Below are 20,953 nucleotides of genomic sequence, written 5' to 3'. Positions count from 1 at the left end.
AAACAAAAATATTATGATAAGATACCTACCGATTTGTTTATTATTTTTATTTATCTCGAATTTTTCGTTTTCTCAAAATCATCAACCCAGACCTATCATAAAAAGCCAGGCAAGCGCCCAGTCTAAAAAAGCAGGAGCCTTTATTGATGTGAATGCTCCCGGATATCCGGAATCTAATTTTACGATAGAAAAATTAGTGAAAGATGTTTTAATTTCATCTGGGACCAATACTTGCGTTACTCCTAATGTAACCAACGTGAAAATTACTCCAAATCATGCTGTAGGAGAAGCTGACAGAGCTTGGGGATACTTTCATAAGGCAACAACTAATTTTCCGTTTAAAGATGGGATTGTACTTTCTACAGGATATGCAAGAAAAGCAGGGAATAGTTTTGAAGCCAGTAATAGTGATGTCAATGGAGGCGGAACAGATTCTGATCTGGCACAGGTTATTGGAGTACCAGCAGATGATTTAAATGATGCGGTACTTTTGGAGTTTGACTTTGTACCTACCACTTCTCAAATCAAATTTAATTATTTAATTGCATCTGAAGAATATACAGGTACTTATCCTTGTAAATATGCAGATGCGTTTATTATATTATTGAAACCTACTGCAGGCGGCCCTTATACGAATATGGCTGTGTTGCCTGGAGGAGCCGGACCAGTAAGTATCACCAATATCCACCCGGCAATCGGAACCACTTGCGGAGCGGTTAACGAACAGTATTTCGGAGGGTATAATAATCCTAGTGTTGTAACCAATTTTAATGGAAGAACGGTACCGCTTACGGCAGTTGCTGATGTAGTAGCTGGACAGGAGTACCATTTTAAAATGGTGATTGCAGATTATCTTGACCATGGTTTCGATTCTGCAGTATTTTTGGAAGGAGGATCTTTCAATATAGGAGTAGATCTTTTAGGTCCTGGTGGAACCAAATTACCTAGTGATATTAATGTCTGTGATAACGTACCTCAGGTACTTACCGCATCTGTAAATGATCCAAACTTATTATACCAATGGTATTATAACGGAACTTTGATTCCCAATGCGACCACCAATGTTGTGACTGCTACACAGCCTGGGACTTATACCATTGAAGTAAGCGTTCCTGGAAATCCATGTCCGGGTAAAGCTTCTATAGAAATTCATGGTGGATTCACCCCTGAAGCACACGATGCCACATTGTTGCTTTGTAGTACGCCGGATATTACTACTTTTGATTTAAGTACAATTAAGCCTACTATTAGTACAACTCCGGGAGCCATATTTAAATTTTATGAAAATCAGGCTGATGCATTAGCGGAAAATAATAATTATATCCAAAATATTCTGAACTATGATGGGACTGATGGCCAGATTTTACATGTAGTTGTTTCAAATGGAGGGTTTTGTAGAAAAATAGTTGAATTAAAATTATTTAAAGAAGAGACACCTGTTGCTAAACTTAAAACATCAGCAATACAAATATGTCCGGGAGAAAGTGTAACACTTACAGCTGAGGGAGGAGATACTTATCTTTGGAGCAATTTCCCTGGGACAGGCAATATGCAAACCGTTACCCTGCATCAGACCACTGTATTTACGGTATACGCAATAGGCGCAAAAGGATGTAAATCTCTTAACCCTGCAACCATAAGAATTGAGGTGGTCCCTGAAATTAAAAGCCCACTGGCAGACGTTGAAATGTGTGATGGAGACCGTGTAACCCTGGATGCTGGAGCCGGACCTAAATATAAATACAAATGGAGTACAGGAGCCACCACTCAAAAAATAGAGGTGGAGAAATGGGGGATCTATACTGTTGAAATTGATAATGGATTCTGTAAACAAATCTTCTCGGCTAAAGTATTGGGAGCAGCCATTCCTTATGTAACCGGAGTAGATTATCAAACATCTAAAAAAACACTGACAATTACTGCCGTAAATCCTCCGATGAATAATATCCCAAGCAGTCTTGAATATTCTATTGATGAAGGAATTACATGGCAGGATTCTAATGTGTTTTCAGGGCTTTTAGATAATACGAACTATACTATTTTGGTAAGAAGAGTAGGAACTCACTGTATAGGAACTTTTGACTTCTTTACATTACAGATCAATAATTTTATTACGCCTAATAATGATGGAGTCAATGATGTGTTGGATCTGAAGTCTCTGGGACAATTTAAAAACTTTACAGGTTCTGTCTATGACAGATATGGAGTAGAGATGTTCAGGTTTACTAAAGAAACTCCAACTTGGGATGGTACATTGGTTGGTAAGAGATTACCTTCTGCAACCTATTGGTATAAGTTTACTTACGAATATCCGAAATCTAAAACTCAAATGAGCTGGTCCGGCTGGATTATGTTGAAGAACAGAGAATAATAAAATAACTAAGTAAAGCCTTTCATGTGAAAGGCTTTCTTTTTATACAGAATAATAAAAAGCTCCTCAAAGGAGCTTTCTTAATATCTTATTGGTTTTCTTTCCAAAGATTGGCGAAGTGGATGAAATCAGATACGCTGAGCTCTTCCGCTCTTTTATCTAAAAACTCATGACCTTTTAAGGCTTCAGGAATATTTAAGGCTTTTAGAGCATTAGACAGCTTTTTTTCTCCTTTGATTGAAGCCTGTCTTTACAATCTGCTTAAAAAGAACTTCATTGCCGGCTAAACCTTCTTTTGGGTTTCTTGTAAGGCGGATAACACCTGATTTTACCTTCGGAGGTGGATTAAATACATTTTCATGTACCGTAAACATATAGGATACATCATAATAAGCCTGAATAAGAACAGACAGAATACCATAATCTTTAGTTCTTGGAACTGCAGCAGTCCTTTCAGCTACCTCTTTCTGGAACATACCTACCATTTCAGGAATCATCTCATAATGATCAACGATCTGGAATAATATCTGAGATGAAATATTATACGGGAAGTTCCCAATAATGGCAATCTGCTCATTTTTGATAAAATTAAAGTCCTGTTTCAGGAAATCTCCTACAAAAGTATTTTCCGTAACCTTAGAATAGTTGTTTTTCAGATATTCTATAGATTCCGTATCAATTTCGGCAAGATAAATATTCTGATCTTTTTCAAGAAGATATTTGGTAAGAACTCCCATTCCGGGACCTACTTCCATGATGTTGTTATAGTTCTCAAAACTAAGACCTTCTACAATTTTTCTTGCGATGTTTTCATCCGTCAAAAAGTGTTGACCAAGATGCTTTTTTGCTTTTACACTCAATGTTTTTTATGATTTTATTAACAGTGATTTTCTCTTTTTCGTTCCCAAATTTCGGAAGATTTTTTCTATTTTAGCCAAAAATTTTAATATTAATGGCTAAATCTGTAGATGAGTTTAATAAGAAAAGGCTTCGGTCCAGCAATATTACAGTAGTGATAAGTATTGCCTTAGTGTTATTTTTGTTAGGATTAATGGGGCTTATTTTAATTAATGCCCAGAAGTATTCTGACTATATCAAAGAGCAGTTGGTGGTGAATGCCTACTTTGATGAAAACTATGACGCTAAAGATTCTGTAAAAATTGCAAAACTAGAGGAAGAAACTTTTAAAAAGGTACAGACGTTAGCTCCTGTAAAAAAAGCAACCTATATTTCAAGAAGCATGGCTGCCACGGAAGCTAAGAAGAGTATGGGGATTGATAGTGATGCGTTGTTTGAAGAAAATATCTTCCCGTCATCTATTGAAATTGCTTTAAAACCTGAATATGTAGATCCTGCGAAAATTGATGAAGCAATCAAAGTCATAAAATCAGTTCCGGGCATCATTGATGTGAAGAATGACAGTACCTTGATGGTAGATGTTTATAATAACCTAAGCAGAATTCTAAAATGGATTTTCGGATTTTCATTGCTGTTCTTAGTATTGGCTGTAGTGTTAATCAACAACTCCATCCGTCTGAAAATTTTCTCCAAAAGATTTATTATCAAAACAATGCAGCTGGTAGGGGCAAAAAGAAGATTTATTCTTAAGCCTTTTATTATTGAAGCTGTTGTTTTAGGTGCTATTGGTTCTGTTATTGGTCTTCTTGCTTTAGGAGGAGTCTGGTATTATTTCACAAACCAGATCGGATCAGCTTTTGTACAGGATAATAATCAGTATTTCTGGTTGGTAATTTTAGTATTGGGTGTAGGAATCTTTATTTCCGTATTAAGTACTATTTTTGCAACATGGAGATTCTTAAAATCAAACGTTGACGACTTATATTACTCTTAACAATGAGCAAAAAAACAAATAAATTTTCTGCTTCAGACTTCGGAAGTGAAGCAGAAGTACCACAAGAAAACGCATTCTACTTCGGAAAGCAAAACTTTAAATGGATGCTGATCGGACTGGCATTTATTGTGGTTGGATTTCTTTTGATGATGGGACCTGATGCCAATACAGTAGACGGTAAGTTTGATCCTAATTCATGGAATGACGATATCTTTTCCATCAGAAGGATCAGAATTGCTCCATTATTTGTTGTGATAGGTTTTGTCATAGAAGTGTACGCTATTTTAAAAAGAAAATAAATAAAATTTATATTTTGAGATTAAGAGATTAAGACATTTAGAGTATTTTACTTTAAATATCTCAATCTCTTAATCTTTTAATTTTATAAAAGAATATGGATTTAATCAAAGCAATTATTATTGCCATTGTAGAAGGATTAACGGAGTATCTTCCTATTTCTTCTACCGCACACATGGGATTCACTGCCAATCTATTGGGAATGCCGGAGGATGAATTTTTAAAAATGTTTCAGGTATCCATTCAGTTTGGAGCTATCTTATCGGTAGTAGTAGCCTATTGGAAAAAGTTTTTCGATTTGAAAAATATTCAGTTTTATTTTAAACTGGGCTTTGCCGTAGTTCCTGCACTGGTATTGGGATATTTATTTGATGATAAAATTGAAGCTGTTCTGGGAAATCAGATCGCTATTTCTTCAGTATTGGTTTTGGGTGGAGTTGTTCTATTATTTGCCGATAAATGGTTTAAAAACCCTAAAATTGCCGATGAAAAGGGAATTACAATAAGAAATGCCGTAACCATAGGATTCTGGCAGTGTCTCGCAATGATGCCGGGAACCAGCCGTAGTGCCGCTTCTATTATTGGAGGGATGGCGCAGGGACTTACCAGAAAAGCTGCCGCTGAATTCTCTTTCTTCCTTGCAGTGCCTACCATGTTGGCGGTAACGGTATATTCTGTCTTTGTAAAAACATGGGGAAAAGAAACTCCTAACCCTCAGAAAGGATATGAAATGATTATGGCTTCACAGGATCACATTATGATTTTTGTAATTGGAAATGTGGTGGCATTTATTGTGGCTCTTATTGCTATTAAAGCATTCATTGGAGTACTTAATAAATATGGTTTCAAACCTTGGGGATGGTATCGTATTTTCGTAGGAGTTGCTTTACTAATCTATTTTTATTTCTTTAAATAAAAAATATTTACATATCCATTCATGACGGCGGAAGAACTGAAATCAGGATACATATTTTTATTGGATAAGCCTTTGGACTGGACTTCCTTCCAGGCTGTCAATAAAATGAAATATAAACTTAAAAGGGAGTTTGATCTTCCTAAAAAATTTAAAATCGGACATGCGGGAACTCTTGATCCAAGGGCGACCGGGCTTCTGATTGTTTGCTGCGGAAAATTCACCAAGAAAATTCCTGAAATTCAGGATGCTCCTAAAGAGTATTGGACAGAAATCAAAATAGGAGTACAAACTGAATCTTACGATACTGAAAAACCGGAAATCCTTCATCAGGATATTTCGCATATTACAGAAGAGCAGGTAAAAGAAGCCTTGGAGAAATTCGTAGGAGAAATTGAACAGAAACCACCTGTTTACTCTGCTATAAAAATTGATGGTGAAAGAGCCTACAATCTGGCCAGAGCAGGAGAGGAAGTAGAAATGAAATCAAGAAAAACTACGATTCATTATCTCAATGATATAAAAATTGATTTTCCTTTGGTAAGTTTCACCGTTGGATGTTCAAAAGGAACCTACATCAGAAGCCTTGCTCATGATATAGGGCAAGAATTGGGAGTAGGAGCTTATTTGACTCAATTGAGGAGAACAAAGATCGGAGATTATAAAATCGAGGATGCTACAGATCAGTTTTTAAATAATGATTTTAGATTTCAAGGCGAATAAAATGATTCCGGTTACGGAAATTACTCATGGAAAAGACACGTATCAACAAATATCTATCGGAAGTAGGTTACTGTTCAAGAAGAGCAGCAGATAAGCTGTTAGAAGAAGGAAGAATTAAGATTAACGGTAAAATTCCTGAATTGGGAACCAAAGTTTCTGATGAAGACTTGGTAGAAGTAGATGGGAAACCTATTAGAGAACCACAGGAAAAACCGGTTTATATTGCTTTCAATAAGCCTGTAGGAATTGTATGTACTACAGATACCAAACGTGAAAAGAACAATATTGTAGACTATATCAATCATCCCAAAAGAATTTTTCCAATTGGAAGACTTGATAAACCTAGTGAAGGGCTTATTCTTTTAACCAGTGATGGTGATATTGTAAATAAAATTCTTCGCGCAAGAAATAACCACGAAAAAGAGTATCTGGTACGCGTAGATAAACCGCTCACTCCAAGATTTCTTGAAAAAATGAGAAACGGAGTTCCTATCTTGGATACCGTTACTAAAAAATGTGAAGTAGAGAAGATTGATGAAATGAATTTCAGGATTATTCTTACTCAGGGACTTAACAGACAGATCCGCAGAATGTGTGAATACCTGGGCTACGAAGTAAAAAAGTTGAAAAGAATTCGTATCATGAATATCAAACTTGATCTCCCAATTGGGAAATGGAGAGACCTTACTGAGGATGAGCTTAATGCATTAAATGATCTGCTAACAGATTCAAGCAAAACAATCGATTAAATAATATTTTATAATAAACTAAAATGGCAAGTAGAGAATTTTTCCCTGCTTGCTTTTTTTTTATAAGTGAGTGTTTTTATTAATATTCACATATTGGTGTAATATTTTCAGTTTTTATTATAAATTATGTTATATTTATAATGTAAATAATTAAATAACTGAAAATCATGAAATTAAAATTTAATCAAGTTCCCTTATTTATCGGTATTCTGATGATATTTTCTCATTGTCAGGATGATAATCATTCAGAGATTCCACACGATACAGCATTTTATATTGACTATAGAAGTCTGAATGGACAACCAGATGGAATTGCCGTGATAGAACTAGACCCTGAAGCTCCCAATTTTGGAAATATAAGCAGCAAACTTGAGTTAGGGGTTGGTGTTTTGCCTCATCATCTTTATTACAACCAGAGCGCCAACAAATTGTATTCAACGGCGTTGGGAGGAAGCTATCTCTATCAGGTAAAAACGGCAAAAGATAAAAACGGTCAGCCCATATTAGTTGGCGCAACACCTATTGATACAGGAGAGAATACAGTGGGTGAAAATATATTCTTTACGAATGATGGAAGATTTTTTATGACCTTTATGGGAGGAGCAGGAGGACCAAAAGATGGCAGTATAGGTGTTTTTAATGCTAATACCAATCAGCTTATTAAAACCATTAAAGCTCCAATTCAAGATAATCCCAATAAATTTATCATGTATCCACACGGTATCTCTGTTAATGAAGAAAAAGGGCTTATGATGGTTACTTCAACCATTCATCCGGATCTTACCAGCGGTTTTGGGAATACCTGTACTTTATTAGATCTCAACACTTACGAATTAAAAGAAACTTATCAGGTTGCAGATTCACCAACGGATTTATCAAGTCCTGTTGAAGTTTTACTGCTTCGTGGTAAATTTCCACAATATGCTCTTGCTACAACAATGCTTGGAGGAGATATATGGATAGCACCATACAATGCTGCAACCAAGAAATACGATGCTTTTACTAAAATATTTGACGGAAGTACACAAGGTCTTGGCTGGACTCTGGAAATGTACATTGATGATAATAACAGGCTCTATGTGAGTTTTGCAGATCCGGGAAAAGTTCTTGTTTTTGACATCAGCAATCTTCCTCAGCTTAAACTTTTAAAAACCCTTACCGCAGATAAAGGTGCCCATCATATGGTTTTCTTTAAAACGAAAAAAGGAAAAGAAGTAGTAGCTGTACAAAATAACCTGCTGGATCTCCCTAATATCAATTCAGGAACCATTAGTGTCATTGAAATTGAGACCGGAAAAACCCTGGGAACCGTTAATTTACGCTCCAAATATGGAATTCTCCCTGAATCCATTGAAGGAACCAATGGACCAAGCAATTATATGCATCACTAAAATTTAAAATAGTCTTTTATCGAAGAAACTATCCAAAATAGAAAATATTATTTTGGATAGTTCCATATTAAATTCATAGGTAAATGTTTTTATTATTTTAAATATAGCTTCATCCTTTCTTCATATTCAGGTTTTAATTTCAAAAACTTCCAGATCTTCTTGTCATCAGGATAGGTGATCCGGTAGAAGATAATCTTATCTGCAGAATATTTAAAATAGGGGTGATCTTTCAGCCATTCTTCAGGAGCATCTGCTAATGTATATTTGGGAACACTGGAAGTATCCAATGGAGCAATAGATATTAATTTCTGAACCAGTTCTTTATCAATATTATAAGTGTCCAGAACCTGTTGCTTATTGACGAAACCTCTCAGTTTTTTCCTGAAACCAATCATAGAGCCGGCACTTTTTTCGTCCAGTCCAAATTCTATAAGCTGCTTGAAAGTAATGCTATTGAGATCTGTTTTTGAAAAATCCGTTTTTTCCTGTTGCTTCTCTTCTTTTTTATAATCTCGGGACTGATTTTGATAAAAGGCTTCATCTCTTGAAATTTATCTGCAGAAATAACAAAACATTCTTGAATGTCAGCAATTGCTTTAAAACTGCCCTTAAGATTTCGGTCGCGGTAATTGACAATAGTCTGAGCCTGTTTCTCTGAAAAACCAAGTGTCATCCATCCTTTAATATCCAAACGGTTAGGATCGAATGTACGGTATTGTACTTTTATTTTTTCCGGATATCCGGTTCTGAACGTCTTAAAATTCTCAGGAGTTTTGGCAGGTAATACTAAATAAGGCTCCAGCTTGTTGTAATTTTCCGAGGAAATGATAAAACATTCTTTAAATTTTTCTTTGCTGATAAAACTTCCGCCAAGGTAATTTTTATACTTTATAATTGCTTCAGACTGTTTTTCACTGAATCCCATTTGGGTCCAGTCGCGAGCTGTTTTTACATCAGGGTTGAATTTTCCGGAAATCCTGATTTCTTTCTTATCAAAGCTAACATTTTTGGCAGTATTCTTTTCAGATACTTCAGGTAGCATAATAAAAGGTTTCAGATCTTCAAATTTTTCATCAGAAATGGCATAGCATTTTTTCAGCTGTTCTTTTGAAGTAAAACTTCCGCCTACAATGTCTTTATATTTAAGAATTGTAGAGACCTGTTTTTCAGAAAAGCCGAGCATCTGCCACTGTGCCGGACTTAAAATATTCGGATCAAAATCTGTTAGATTAGTTGTACCTGAAGGAGTGGCAATAAACTTTATCTCAGGAAAAGGTTCCTTATTCCTGCTTGTATATTGCTGGAAGATTAATAGAATGGTCAGTAAAATGACCATAAAAGCCAGTTTTTGGTAATAGTTTTTTCTCATCATGTGTATAAACATATTGATAAAAACCATGCATGGCAATAGCGGAGATTGAAATGGTTGATTTTAGAATATAAAAAGTTATAATTTTTTAAAAATTAAGGTTTTATATCCCTTTGTGTAGAACTATTTAAATAAAACTGAAGAGATTATTCAGTATCCTTATCTCCCAAAGATTCTTTCAGTTTTAAAAGCTCGGCTTTTACAAATTCAAGACGGTCAATAATCGTAATTGTTTCTGAAATTTTACTATTGGTTGTTAATGCAACACGAGCTCCATCAAGTGTATATCCCTTTTCTTTTACCAGGTGATAGATCATCTGCAGGTTCTTGATGTCCTCAGGAGTAAAGTAACGGTTTCCTTTTTTATTCTTTTTAGGTTTAATGATAGGAAATTCCTGTTCCCAATAACGTATTAATGAAGTGTTTACGTCAAATGCTTTAGCAACTTCTCCTATAGAATAATACAGTTTGTCAGGTAAATTTATTTTCATTTTACAACTCCTAAACTTCAAAGATAAAAATTTTTTAAACTTTCATCCAAATATATCTTGCAAAGTCCTGTTATTACCTTGGATTTTTAATAGTAAGAAAATATCATACTATTGTGAAAAAAATAAAAAACAAATGTTTTTTTTTATAACTTAGTGAAACACAAAAACCTATAATGATATGAAACATTATTTCTTTATTATCGCACTGATGATTCCTTTCCTGGGATTTTCACAGTGGAAAAAAACAGAGCTTAGGGCTCAAAAAGTTAAAAAATCTCAAGAAAAACTTGAATTTTCAGGACTTTATTCACTTGATGCCAATCAACTTCATCAATTGTTAAAAAATGCACCAGCTCGTTTTTCAAGTCAAAAAGGAGTGGTCATCTCTCTTCCTACTGCTCAAGGAAAGATAGAGAAATTTCAGGTCTGGGAATATTCCAATATGGCACCAGAGTTACAGGCAAAATATCCTGATATTAAATCCTATGTGGGAACGGCATTAGAAGATCCCAGTGTGTATCTACGATTCAGTTTATCACCAGCCGGGTTTTCTTCCATGATGACCCGTTCCGGAATATCAGAATTTATAGAACCTTACACCGAAGACAGAACAGTATATGCTGTATTTGACTCCAATGCAAGAAGAGGACAGGATAAAGAACCTTTTGAATGTTCTACAATGGATAAAGCTATGGGTGATCATATTGAAAAAAAAAACAATGCTGTAAATAAAAAAACGGCAGGGTTTAATACTTTCAGACTGGCTATTGCTTGTACCCATGAATATGCAGAGTATCATATAACCGGAGCTGGTCTTCCTGTTACCGCTACAGAAGCTCAAAAAAAAACAGCAGTATTGGCTGCAATGAACGCAAGCCTTACCCGTATGAATGGTGTTTTTGAAAAAGATTTATCTCTTCATTTCAATTTGGTTGCCAATAATGATTTGATTATTTATACAAGTGCGGCTACAGATCCTTTTACACAAGGTGAAGAAATATTAGGTGTACAAAGCGATATTGATACAAAGATAGGCTCCGAAAATTATGATATGGGTCATATCTTTGATAAAGAAGATGGAAGCGGTTTTGCTCCAGGAGATATCTGTGATAATACTTCAAAAGCCCTAGGATGGACTGCCAGCAACTATCCTGAAGGAGATAATTTTGATATAGATTATGTCGCTCATGAAATGGGACATCAATTAGGAGCTAATCACTCTTACAGTTACCAAAACGGATCCAATGATCCAGACTCTTTAGTAGAACCGGGAAGTGGTTCAACGATTATGGCTTATACCGGAATTACAAATCGTTATGATGTACAGTTTAATTCTGATGCTTATTATCATTCTTTCAATGTTACTGAAATAAAAAATAGAATCAACAGCATTGCATGTGGAGTTAATACCCCTTTTACAGGAGCTGCTCCCTCTGTAAATGCAGGAGCAGATTATAAAATACCTAAATCCACAGCTTTTGTATTAAAAGGAACAACAACGGATGCAAATAATACTTCATATACATACACATGGGAACAAATGGATCCGGCTGAAGGCCAATTTGCAAGTAACTCTATTCCTTATGCTGAAAAGCCTTCCGGACCTACTTTTAGATCTGTGAAACCTATGAGTTCGTCCACCAGATATTTTCCAGATTTTAATAAAGTGCTCGCAGGAGTTTTAACTACAAAATGGGAAACGGTATCCAGTGTAGGAAGAAACCTTAATTTTGATCTTATTGTTAGAAACAATAATCCTCTAGACCCACAAACAAATAAAGATGCAGTGGTTGTAACAGTGGATGCAGCTTCAGGTCCTTTTAAAGTGACTGCTCCTTTATTTGGGCAATCATTGGCTTCGGGAGGTATATTTACTATAACCTGGGATGTTGCCAATACCAATCAGGCTCCTATTAATACTGCAAATGTTAATATTAAACTATCCAAGGATGGTGGGCAGACCTTTACTATTATCGCGGCCAATACACCCAATGATGGTACTGAACAAATCACAATTCCTGCAGGTTCTACCTCAGCTAATGCGTTTATTATGGTAGAAGCCGTTGATAATATTTATTATGCAGTAAGTCCTAGCTTTGTAATTGACTATGCTGTGACAGGAGAAACTTGTACAACCTATACTTATAGCGGAGGTCCGGTAGCAATTACGGATGGTCCTGGTGGAAATGCAGCGATTGCATCACCTATGGTTTCAGTCCCTTTAATGATTAATAATACAGGAATTATTACCAAGATTAAAGTTACTCCTTCTATTACACACCCTTATGTAAAAGATCTGTCATTAGGAATAGAAGGTCCAATGGGTACATCTGCTCTTTTTTGGAACAGACAATGTGGCTCTCAAGGTAATATTTTAGCTACTTTCAGTGATGAAGGAGCAGCAGCTACATGCACAACTCCAATTCAAGGAGAAGTAAAGTCTAACGAAACATTAGGAATTTTTGTTGGGCATCCCGCACAGGGCCAATGGAAATTATTTGCATCTGATAACTTTACTGGTGATGAGGGAACGATTAATGGATGGACCCTTCAGGTATGTACCCGCCAGACAGGAACTTTAGCGACCAAAGAAATATCTTCTTCTGCATTAGCGGATGATATTAAAGTATATCCTAATCCAAGTGATGGGAATTTCTTCATCAAATCTCAGAATATAAAAGGGGAAGTGAAAGTTACTTTATTGGATTCAAGCGGAAGACTAATCCATTCATCAGCTTATCAAAGCGAAGGAAATAATACCAAAGAAATGAATGTTAATGTACCTAAAGGAGTTTATGTAATCAGCATCAGTTCTTCGAAAGGAGTATACAACAGTAAATTGGTTATAAAATAGTAATCATTAAATAAGATGAAAAAGGATCGGCAGCAGTCGGTCCTTTTTTATATTGAGTTTGTGGCTTGGCTTTATTTATAGTACTTTTATCATCCATTTATTTACAGGATGAATTCTATTTCCGTACTTCATATTGATCTTTTTCAGGGTAAAAATCCCTCGGATTTTTATTTTAATACCATGAAAAACCATTTGATTGTGGGACATCAGCATATAGAAAAACCTCACAGACATGATTTTTATGCTACAGTTCTTTTTACCAGAGGAAGCGGTATTCATGAAATTGATTTCCAAAGGTATGATGTTTCAGAAGGGAGTTTGTTTTTTCTCTCACCAGGACAAATTCACAGCTGGGAACTTTCAGAAGATATAGATGGATATATTTTCTTTTGTTCTCAGGAATTTTATGAAATGCATTATGTGAACCAGAAACTGAGAAATTTTCCTTTTTTCGGATCTGTGTCTTTTCCAAGAAAATTACAGTTGGATGCAGTAGAGTTGAAGAAGAATATTGATCTTTTTCAGGAATTGGAGAGGGATCATCAGTCTAATAATCTGATGAAAAATGGTCTTATCCTTTCATTGATGTCTCAGGTTTTTATCAACTCAACCCGTTTGTTTTCAAAGGATTTTGATACATTGACCTCTTCTGCCGGGCTTTCCTATTTTAAGCATTACCAGGATTTCGAAAGCCTTGTTGAACAGTATTTTACAGAGCACAAATCAATTGCTTATTATGCTTCCTTATTGGGTATTTCGTCAAAGCATCTTAACAGAACTGTGCAGGCTGTAGTGCAGAAAACGGCTACAGAAGTTATTACAGAAAGGGTGGTGCTGGAAGCTAAAAGAATGCTGATGTATCTGAACGAGAATCTCGTGGAAATTGCTTTCAGATTAGGCTATGAAGAATATTCTTACTTTGTAAGAGTATTCCGGAAAAATTCCGGAATGACTCCTACTCAGTTTATGAGGAAATATAAGGCCTAATTTGGTTTGGTTTTCAAAGTTTAAAGTTCGAGGTTTGAAATTATTTATAGTGATGGTTATCAGTTAAAGATTGTATCATATCTGCTCAAACCCCGAATCTCATATTACTTTATTACAGTGCTAACTTAAATGGTCCTTCAAAAGTGGTCTCAAATGAATCTACCATTTTTCCTTCTTCATCAAAAACACCAATGACCATATTTTGTTTAGAGAATTTGATTTTATCTTCCGGGAAAGAGATGTTGATATTTCCTTTTAAGATCTGGTCTCCCTTCAGGATAATTTTTTCAGATCCGAAGTAAGTGATTTCAGCATCTTCAGGGCTCACGACTTTAATAGTCAGCATCTTTTTCTCATTTGATTTATTCAGGAGGGTGTAAATGAATGTATTAGTGATTTTCCCATCCTTAATAAAAAATGTAGAACCGGCTGGCTTAATAAACTTGGCTTCCATAGATCCACGGTCATACATTAAAAAACCTAGGAATCCTACTAAAAGAGCAAGAATGACAGTAGTCGCCTTCATTCTCGAAGTAAATTTGAACTTCTCCTGATTTTCAATTTCAGATTCGGTAGCATAACGGATCAGCCCTTTAGGTAATCCTACCTTATCCATGACCTCATCACAGGCATCAATACATGCTGTACAGTTTACACACTCCAATTGTTGTCCATGTCTGATATCAATTCCCGTAGGACAGACTACAACGCATTGATTACAATCTATACAATCTCCTTTGCCGGCCGCTTTTCTATCCTCATTATTTCTCCATTTCGAACGGCCTTCCCCTCTTTTAAAATCGTAATATACGTTGATCGTCTGCTTATCTATTAAAACTCCCTGAAGTCTTCCGTAAGGACAAACCAGAGTACATACCTGCTCACGAAGCCATGCAAAAACAAAATAGAAAGTCATCGTAAAAAAAATCATGGTGATGAACTTTAAAGGGTGTTCTGCAGGTCCCTCAATCATAATCTGGAATACCTGCTCATAGCCTACGATATACATGAACATAAAAGTAGAGATGATCATAGAAATCAAAATAAATACAGACCATTTCGTAACTCTTTTTCTGATCTTTTCGGCGTCCCAGTCCTGTCTGTCGAGCTTCATTTGTTTGTTTCGGTCACCTTCAATCCAGTATTCTATTTTACGGAAAACCATTTCCATGAATAAAGTTTGCGGACATAGCCATCCACAGAATATTCTTCCGAAAACTACGGTAAAGAGCATAACGAAGATCACAGAGGTAACTGCTCCCAAGGCCAGGATAAAAAAGTCCTGAAGGTAAAATGGCTGCCCGATGATAAAGAATTTCCTGTCGATAACATTAAACAGGAAGAAAGGATTATTATTGATCTTTAGAAAAGGCAATCCAAAGAAAAGAGCAAGTAATGCATAGCTGGTATAGTTCCTGTAATTGGTATATTTTCCTTTTGGTTTTCTGGGAAAGATCCATTTTCTTTTTCCGGTCTCATCCATTGTTCCTACCGAATTTCTAAAATCTTCATTTTCAATTTCCAGGGATTTGATGTTGTTGGACTCTGCGCTCATTATCGTATGCTATAAAAGTATTTTGGTAATATTTTTCATCCGGATCAACACCTGTTTGTCAAGCTTATTTTCTATAGATAAACGGTATTGATTCCTCTACTGCAAAGCTCTGAATTATATCCATCAGCTCCTAATATGATCTACTTCAAAAATAGGACAATTGGGACATTTTGAATTTCGGATAATAATGTATCAAAATGAGAAAATGTTTTTGAAACAGCCAATGCAAGTTGTAAATTGCAGATCTAAAAATGAAATATGAAGAATATCAGTAAGGCAGGTCTGATTGGTTTGGTTTTCGCATTAGTCAACTGTCAATCAGTAAATAATAATAAAATGTTTTATGAAGGTGTAAAACCTCAGATGGTTTCTGATAAGTTTAGCTTTACAGAAGGTCCGTCAACAGATCAAGAAGGAAATGTATATTTTACCGATCAGCCTAATGATAAGATTTATTACTGGGACTGGAAAAGCAATCAGGTCATAGAATTCTTAGATAAAACGGGAAGAGCAAACGGAACTCACTTTGATAAAGATGGTTTCCTGATTACCTGTTCGGATGATAACGGAGAGATGTGGAAGATCTCAAAAGATAAAAAAGTAGAAGTTCTGTTCAAAAAATTTTGAAGGCAAAAGATTGAATGGTCCAAACGATGTCTGGAATGATATTTTTGGCGGAATGTATTTTACAGATCCTTTATATGAAAGAGATTATTGGATAGATTTCAAGCAGGAATTACCTAATAAAAGCCTTTATTACAGAAATAAGAATGGAAAGATTAATAAATTAGACACCTTCACCCAACCCAATGGAATTGTAGGAAGTGAAAAGTTAAAAAAATTATACCTTTCAGACATTGATGCAGGGAAAACCTATGTCTATGATATTCTGGGTGAAGGAAAACTTTCTGAGAAAAAAATTATTCTGTGAAATGGGCTCAGATGGAATGACATTGGATAAACATGGAAACCTTTATTTAACCGGAGAAGGAGTACATGTTTTTAACCGTGAAGGAAAGAAAATCTATCATATTTCTATTCCTGAAAAATGGACATCCAACGTAACATTTGGAGGAGAGAATAATGATGTATTATTCATTACTGCTTCAAAATCGGTATATACTTTCCCGATGAGAGTGAGAGGAATACAATAAACGATAATAAATTATAGTAAGAGCGCTCTAAAGTTTCAAAAAACAAAACTTTAGAGCGCTTTTGTAATATTGTAAACCACCCCGGCAAAAATTCAAAGAATTTTTGCCGCCTCTTCTCAGGAGAGGAATGTGAACTTCTTCAATTGTTCTATTTGTGAAAACCCTTAGGCTTTCAATGAACTTATGTGTACTTTATATCCGCAAAGCATTTTAACTTAAATAACTTAAGTGTTTAAATCTTTTGTGACTTTTGTGGTTCATAGAGTGAGCAGCATAGTTTCATTTAAGCTTAATAAGCAACTTCCATTTTTACTTTTTTTTCCTTTCAGTTTTTCATTCTGAAGTTTTCTCAAAACAGCATTCACTTTATTTCTGGAAACGGCAACATAAGAAGTAGTATCTTTTACTTCGATAACACCCACATCTTCTTTCTGGAGTTCTCCTTTTTTAAGCAGATAGCCCACAATATCTACTTTGTTGACTTTATCTTTTTGCCGGCACTGATATAAATTGTCTGGAAAGGTGTTTTTTGCGGAACCTTGGTAAACCCTGCAACACTTTCTTCAGGAATATCATTCTTGATGAATGGAAAGTTATCATCCTCATTCATGATCAGGTAAACAAAGCCTTTAGCATTCATTCTTGCAGTACGGCCGTTTCTGTGAATGAAAGCATCCTCTTTAGGAGGCAGTTGATAGTGTACGATAGATTCTACTTCAGGGATGTCAAGTCCGCGGGCTGCCAAGTCTGTTGTGATAAGAATTCTTGCAGAGTCATTTCTGAATTTCAGTAAAGCACGTTCTCTTTCGTCCTGTTCCATTCCTCCATGGAAGGTTTCTCTGTCAATTCCCATTTGGTGAAGAAGCTCAGAAATACGGTCTACAGCATCACGGTGATTACAGAAAATCAAAGTTCTTTTGTTCCCGATTTTACAAACCAGGTTAAATAATGTATCTAGCTTTTCTTCGGGAATGGTCATTACTTTTCTCAGCTGAAGATCCGGTTTTACGTCATTTTCTTTAAGGAAACTGATGATCTTTTCATCTTTTAAGCCTGTAAATGCAGGAATCTCATCCATAGCTGTTGCAGAAGTTAAAACCCTTTGGGAAAGTCCTTTTAAAGAATTACAGATGAACTCCATATCATCATGGAAGCCAAGTTCCAAAGCTTTATCAAACTCATCCAGGACCAAAGTCTTAATTGTCTTCGGATCAAAATTATTATTCCTTACATGATAAGTAACCCTTCCCGGAGTTCCGATTAAAACAGCCGGAGCTTCAATTAAATTATTGACTTCAATCTTTTTATCATGTCCACCATAGCAAACAGAAACTTTAAAATCTGTTCCCATTGATTTGAAAACCTGTTCAATCTGTAATGCCAATTCTCTGGCAGGAACCAATATTAATGCTTGAACGCCCTGAACATCTTTTTTCAGATTTCTGAGAACCGGAAATAAAAATGCCAGTGTTTTCCCAGATCCGGTAGGAGAGAGCAGTACAATATCCGTATTGTTTTCTGAGGCTTTATAAGTAGATTTCTGCATCTGATTCATATCCTGAATCTGCAGCTTTTGATAAATTGATTGTAGTTCCATGGGGCAAAGGTAGTGAATTTATGAGTGAGAGAGTTTGGATGTTTTAGGGTTTGAGAGTCGTAGAGTTTTAGGGTGAGGAGTTTGAAGTGAAGGAATGCTGAAAATTTATACAGTGACTGTCATTCTGAACGTAGCAGTGTGAAGTGAAGAATCTCAATGTTTGTTTTTTTTGAAAAGTTAAATAAATATTTTTCTTTGTAGAGTAGAGATGCTTCGACTCCGCTCAGCATGACAGTTCTAATACTATGCTGTTGAGTTATACATTGTCAAGCTGAGCGGAGTCGAAGCTTTTTTTATTATAGATTCAACAGATTTTCAACAGTAAATAATCCATTTGCTGAACCGGTGATTTTTCACATTACAATAAGTGATGATTCTTAATTCTCTAATAAGTATTGATAGTCAGTTGTTTATGCAGTAAACAGGTTGGGGTAAAACTCTTGCTTATCTCAAATAAAAAACATATCTTTGCACCCACTTTTTGTGGTAAAGGTCTAAGAAAGTAAAATATTAAATATTAATAACTTCCGTATTTTTCAGTCACATTGATTAAGACCGTTGGAAGAGAAGGAATACAAATTTATTTAGAATTATGTCAAAAGAGACAAATTCAGCAGAATTATTATTAAACCAAAACGTAGCACCTGAACAATTTGACTGGGATTCTTTCGAATCTGGTCTTGATGCTGATGCTAGAAAAGAGAAAAGTGATTTAGAAGAGATCTACAACGGATCATTAAACAACCTAGACGATAACGACGTTTTAGTTGGTAAAGTTGTAAGATTAACTGATAAAGAAGCTATCGTAGACATCAACTTCAAATCTGAAGGTGTTATTTCTCTTAACGAATTCCGTTACAACCAGGGCCTAAAAGTAGGTGATGAGGTAGAAGTAATGGTTGACAAGAGAGAAGACAAAACTGGTCAGTTACAATTATCTCACAGAAAAGCTAGAACGCTTAAAGCTTGGGATAAAGTAAACGAACTTCACGAAACTGGAGAAATCGTTAACGGTTTTGTTAAGTCTAGAACTAAAGGGGGTATGATCGTTGACGTTCACGGAATCGAAGCATTCTTACCAGGTTCTCAAATTGACGTTAAGCCAATTAAAGATTACGATCAGTTCGTAGGAAAAACTATGGAGTTCAAAGTTGTGAAAATCAACCCTGAGTTCAAAAACGTAGTAGTTTCTCACAAAGCATTGATCGAAGCAGATATCGAAGGTCAGAAAAAAGAAATCATCGCTCAACTTGAAAAAGGTCAGGTTCTTGAAGGAACTGTTAAGAACATTACTTCTTACGGTGTATTCATTGACTTAGGTGGTGTAGATGGATTAATTCACATTACAGACCTTTCTTGGTCTAGAGTGAACCACCCATCTGAAATCCTTGAGGACGGACAAACTGTAAAAGTTGTAATCCTTGATTTCGATGACGAGAAAACAAGAATCCAATTAGGTATGAAGCAATTAGAAGCTCATCCTTGGGATGCTCTTTCTGCTGACTTAAAAGTTGGAGACAAAGTAAAAGGAAAAGTTGTAGTTCTTGCTGACTATGGTGCATTCGTAGAAATCGCTCCAGGTGTTGAAGGATTAATCCACGTTTCTGAAATGTCTTGGTCTACTCACTTAAGATCTGCTGGAGATTTCGTAAAAGTAGGTGATGAAGTTGAAGCTGAAGTATTAACTTTAGACAGAGAAGAAAGAAAAATTTCTCTTGGTATCAAGCAATTATCTAAAGATCCATGGGAAAACATCGAAGCTAAGTATCCGGTAGGATCTCAGCATGTAGGAACTGTAAGAAACTTCACTAACTTTGGTGTATTCGTAGAGTTAGAAGAAGGTATCGACGGATTAATCTACATCTCTGATCTTTCTTGGACTAAGAAAATCAAGCACCCATCTGAGTTCTGTGCAGTAGGTGATAAATTAGATGTTGTAGTTCTTGAATTAGATATCCAAGCTAGAAGATTATCTCTAGGTCACAAGCAATTGACTGAAAACCCATGGGATAAATTCGAAACTAAATATGCTGAAGGAACGATCCACGCTGGTAAAGCTGTAGAAGTTCACGATAAAGGAGCTTCTGTACAATTCGAAGATGCTGAGGTTGAAGCTTTCTGCCCTTCAAGATTATTAGAGAAAGAAGATGGATCTAAAATCAAAAAAGGTGAAGATGCTCAATTCAAAGTAATTGAATTCAACAAAGAATTCAAGAGAGTTGTAGTTTCTCACACAGGGATCTTCAGAGACGAAGAAAAGAAAAACGTTAAAGAATCTTCTTCTAGAAACGTATCTTCTTCTTCAAACAACGAAGAAAGATCTACTCTTGGAGACATCGATGCATTAGCAGAGTTGAAAAGAAAAATGGAAGAAGGTAAATAATCTTTGAACCATTTATAAATAAGGAGCCGCTCGTTTGAGCGGCTTTTTTTGTGCTTACTTTTCAGGAGCTTCATCCCGCTATCCACTCATACTGCTCGAGCCATTACGCCCGGCACCTAAATCCTCCATGCTCTGGCTCTTGCTGCGGGGTAACCGTTATTATCGAGGCTATAATGAACATGTCTTCTCATTAAAATTATTGTTTATATACGGAGGTTTTTTGAGGTTTTGTATTTATATTTTTCTTTTTTTTATTTAAATATGTTA

The 20,953-nt window shown here is 35.6% G+C and carries 19 protein-coding genes and 1 pseudogene; 13 read left to right on the top strand and 7 right to left on the bottom strand.

The annotated features are described in order from the left end of the window. Positions 1-13 precede the first annotated feature (13 nt). Positions 14-2,371, top strand: coding sequence for a choice-of-anchor L domain-containing protein (locus H5J24_RS14840; protein WP_068942320.1), 2,358 nt, complete (start codon positions 14-16; stop codon positions 2,369-2,371). A gap of 88 nt (positions 2,372-2,459) precedes the next feature. Here the strand turns inward: H5J24_RS14840 and rsmA are convergent. Further along, a pseudogene (gene rsmA, locus H5J24_RS14835) lies at positions 2,460-3,231 on the bottom strand (16S rRNA (adenine(1518)-N(6)/adenine(1519)-N(6))-dimethyltransferase RsmA). A gap of 92 nt (positions 3,232-3,323) precedes the next feature. Between rsmA and H5J24_RS14830 the strand changes: the two are divergent. From H5J24_RS14830 to H5J24_RS14805, 6 genes are all read left to right on the top strand, one after another. Next, positions 3,324-4,223, top strand: a complete 900-nt coding sequence (locus H5J24_RS14830; protein ID WP_068942324.1) for a cell division protein FtsX — start codon at positions 3,324-3,326, stop codon at positions 4,221-4,223. Between the two features lie 2 nt (positions 4,224-4,225). Then, positions 4,226-4,522: a DUF3098 domain-containing protein gene (locus H5J24_RS14825; protein ID WP_068942326.1), complete on the top strand. Its 297-nt coding sequence runs from the start codon at positions 4,226-4,228 to the stop codon at positions 4,520-4,522. 95 nt (positions 4,523-4,617) lie between these two features. Continuing rightward, the gene (locus H5J24_RS14820; RefSeq protein WP_068942328.1) at positions 4,618-5,436 is read left to right on the top strand and encodes an undecaprenyl-diphosphate phosphatase; all 819 of its coding nucleotides are present in this window, start codon (positions 4,618-4,620) and stop codon (positions 5,434-5,436) included. 21 nt (positions 5,437-5,457) lie between these two features. Next, a complete protein-coding gene (gene truB, locus H5J24_RS14815) occupies positions 5,458-6,156 on the top strand; it encodes a tRNA pseudouridine(55) synthase TruB (RefSeq protein WP_068942330.1) in 699 nt (232 codons plus the stop codon). Positions 6,157-6,182: 26 nt separating this feature from the next. After that, entirely contained in the window at positions 6,183-6,905 is a 723-nt protein-coding gene (gene rluF / locus H5J24_RS14810; protein ID WP_068942332.1) for a 23S rRNA pseudouridine(2604) synthase RluF, read from the top strand. Positions 6,906-7,072: 167 nt separating this feature from the next. Continuing rightward, positions 7,073-8,296 (top strand): YncE family protein, encoded by a 1,224-nt coding sequence (locus H5J24_RS14805; protein ID WP_068942335.1) that lies wholly within the window; start codon positions 7,073-7,075, stop codon positions 8,294-8,296. A 92-nt stretch (positions 8,297-8,388) separates the two neighbouring features. Here H5J24_RS14805 and H5J24_RS14800 read toward each other — a convergent pair whose 3' ends face one another. The 3 genes from H5J24_RS14800 to H5J24_RS14790 all read right to left on the bottom strand — a co-directional run bounded on the left by H5J24_RS14800 (position 8,389) and on the right by H5J24_RS14790 (position 10,156). After that, positions 8,389-8,691, bottom strand: a complete 303-nt coding sequence (locus tag H5J24_RS14800; RefSeq protein ID WP_232815629.1) for a hypothetical protein — start codon at positions 8,689-8,691, stop codon at positions 8,389-8,391. Positions 8,692-8,723: 32 nt separating this feature from the next. Continuing rightward, positions 8,724-9,632, bottom strand: a complete 909-nt coding sequence (locus H5J24_RS14795; protein WP_232815628.1) for a ComEA family DNA-binding protein — start codon at positions 9,630-9,632, stop codon at positions 8,724-8,726. A gap of 179 nt (positions 9,633-9,811) precedes the next feature. Further along, positions 9,812-10,156 (bottom strand): MerR family transcriptional regulator, encoded by a 345-nt coding sequence (locus H5J24_RS14790; RefSeq protein ID WP_068942337.1) that lies wholly within the window; start codon positions 10,154-10,156, stop codon positions 9,812-9,814. 178 nt (positions 10,157-10,334) lie between these two features. Between H5J24_RS14790 and H5J24_RS14785 the strand changes: the two genes are divergently transcribed. Continuing rightward, positions 10,335-13,010, top strand: a complete 2,676-nt coding sequence (locus tag H5J24_RS14785; protein ID WP_232815627.1) for a reprolysin-like metallopeptidase — start codon at positions 10,335-10,337, stop codon at positions 13,008-13,010. 180 nt (positions 13,011-13,190) lie between these two features. Beyond that, a complete protein-coding gene (locus tag H5J24_RS14780) occupies positions 13,191-13,997 on the top strand; it encodes an AraC family transcriptional regulator (RefSeq protein ID WP_232815626.1) in 807 nt (268 codons plus the stop codon). Positions 13,998-14,109: 112 nt separating this feature from the next. Here H5J24_RS14780 and ccoG read toward each other — a convergent pair whose 3' ends face one another. Continuing rightward, positions 14,110-15,552, bottom strand: coding sequence for a cytochrome c oxidase accessory protein CcoG (gene ccoG / locus H5J24_RS14775; RefSeq protein WP_068942345.1), 1,443 nt, complete (start codon positions 15,550-15,552; stop codon positions 14,110-14,112). Between the two features lie 258 nt (positions 15,553-15,810). Between ccoG and H5J24_RS14770 the strand changes: the two genes are divergently transcribed. Genes H5J24_RS14770 through H5J24_RS25655 form a run of 3 tightly spaced genes read left to right on the top strand, consistent with a single transcriptional unit; the run spans position 15,811 to position 16,706 of the window. After that, positions 15,811-16,179 carry an SMP-30/gluconolactonase/LRE family protein gene (locus H5J24_RS14770; RefSeq protein WP_232815625.1) on the top strand — a complete coding sequence of 123 codons (369 nt, stop codon included), beginning with the start codon at positions 15,811-15,813 and terminating at the stop codon, positions 16,177-16,179. Between the two features lie 10 nt (positions 16,180-16,189). Further along, the gene (locus tag H5J24_RS25660; protein ID WP_283250722.1) at positions 16,190-16,483 is read left to right on the top strand and encodes an SMP-30/gluconolactonase/LRE family protein; all 294 of its coding nucleotides are present in this window, start codon (positions 16,190-16,192) and stop codon (positions 16,481-16,483) included. Between the two features lies 1 nt (position 16,484). Further along, positions 16,485-16,706, top strand: a complete 222-nt coding sequence (locus H5J24_RS25655) for an SMP-30/gluconolactonase/LRE family protein (RefSeq protein WP_283250721.1) — start codon at positions 16,485-16,487, stop codon at positions 16,704-16,706. Between the two features lie 257 nt (positions 16,707-16,963). Here H5J24_RS25655 and H5J24_RS14760 read toward each other — a convergent pair whose 3' ends face one another. Further along, complete coding sequence (locus tag H5J24_RS14760; protein WP_232815624.1) at positions 16,964-17,170, bottom strand: DbpA RNA binding domain-containing protein; 207 nt, start codon at positions 17,168-17,170, stop codon at positions 16,964-16,966. Between the two features lie 5 nt (positions 17,171-17,175). Then, on the bottom strand, positions 17,176-18,303 hold the full coding sequence (locus H5J24_RS14755) for a DEAD/DEAH box helicase (RefSeq protein ID WP_232815623.1): 1,128 nt from the start codon (positions 18,301-18,303) through the stop codon (positions 17,176-17,178). A 592-nt stretch (positions 18,304-18,895) separates the two neighbouring features. Here H5J24_RS14755 and rpsA point away from each other — a divergent pair. Beyond that, positions 18,896-20,686 (top strand): 30S ribosomal protein S1, encoded by a 1,791-nt coding sequence (rpsA, locus tag H5J24_RS14750; protein ID WP_068942351.1) that lies wholly within the window; start codon positions 18,896-18,898, stop codon positions 20,684-20,686. The last annotated feature ends 267 nt before the right edge of the window (positions 20,687-20,953 follow it).

Source organism: Chryseobacterium capnotolerans, from assembly GCF_021278965.1.
GTDB lineage: Bacteria > Bacteroidota > Bacteroidia > Flavobacteriales > Weeksellaceae > Chryseobacterium > Chryseobacterium capnotolerans.
This window is presented reverse-complemented; position numbering and strand designations above follow the sequence as displayed.

Bases quoted from the DNA above. Each gene is read 5' to 3' on its own strand.
- truB (WP_068942330.1), top strand. From the start codon at position 5,458: ATGACGGCGGAAGAACTGAAATCAGGATACATATTTTTATTGGATAAG.
- H5J24_RS14830 (WP_068942324.1), top strand. From the start codon at position 3,324: ATGGCTAAATCTGTAGATGAGTTTAATAAGAAAAGGCTTCGGTCCAGC.
- ccoG (WP_068942345.1), bottom strand. From the start codon at position 15,552: ATGAGCGCAGAGTCCAACAACATCAAATCCCTGGAAATTGAAAATGAA.
- H5J24_RS25655 (WP_283250721.1), top strand. From the start codon at position 16,485: ATGGGCTCAGATGGAATGACATTGGATAAACATGGAAACCTTTATTTA.
- H5J24_RS14805 (WP_068942335.1), top strand. From the start codon at position 7,073: ATGAAATTAAAATTTAATCAAGTTCCCTTATTTATCGGTATTCTGATG.
- H5J24_RS14785 (WP_232815627.1), top strand. From the start codon at position 10,335: ATGAAACATTATTTCTTTATTATCGCACTGATGATTCCTTTCCTGGGA.
- rluF (WP_068942332.1), top strand. From the start codon at position 6,183: ATGGAAAAGACACGTATCAACAAATATCTATCGGAAGTAGGTTACTGT.
- H5J24_RS14790 (WP_068942337.1), bottom strand. From the start codon at position 10,156: ATGAAAATAAATTTACCTGACAAACTGTATTATTCTATAGGAGAAGTT.
- rpsA (WP_068942351.1), top strand. From the start codon at position 18,896: ATGTCAAAAGAGACAAATTCAGCAGAATTATTATTAAACCAAAACGTA.
- H5J24_RS14795 (WP_232815628.1), bottom strand. From the start codon at position 9,632: ATGGTCATTTTACTGACCATTCTATTAATCTTCCAGCAATATACAAGC.
- H5J24_RS14840 (WP_068942320.1), top strand. From the start codon at position 14: ATGATAAGATACCTACCGATTTGTTTATTATTTTTATTTATCTCGAAT.
- H5J24_RS14800 (WP_232815629.1), bottom strand. From the start codon at position 8,691: ATGATTGGTTTCAGGAAAAAACTGAGAGGTTTCGTCAATAAGCAACAG.
- H5J24_RS14770 (WP_232815625.1), top strand. From the start codon at position 15,811: ATGAAGAATATCAGTAAGGCAGGTCTGATTGGTTTGGTTTTCGCATTA.
- H5J24_RS14825 (WP_068942326.1), top strand. From the start codon at position 4,226: ATGAGCAAAAAAACAAATAAATTTTCTGCTTCAGACTTCGGAAGTGAA.
- H5J24_RS14780 (WP_232815626.1), top strand. From the start codon at position 13,191: ATGAAAAACCATTTGATTGTGGGACATCAGCATATAGAAAAACCTCAC.
- H5J24_RS14820 (WP_068942328.1), top strand. From the start codon at position 4,618: ATGGATTTAATCAAAGCAATTATTATTGCCATTGTAGAAGGATTAACG.
- H5J24_RS14755 (WP_232815623.1), bottom strand. From the start codon at position 18,303: ATGGAACTACAATCAATTTATCAAAAGCTGCAGATTCAGGATATGAAT.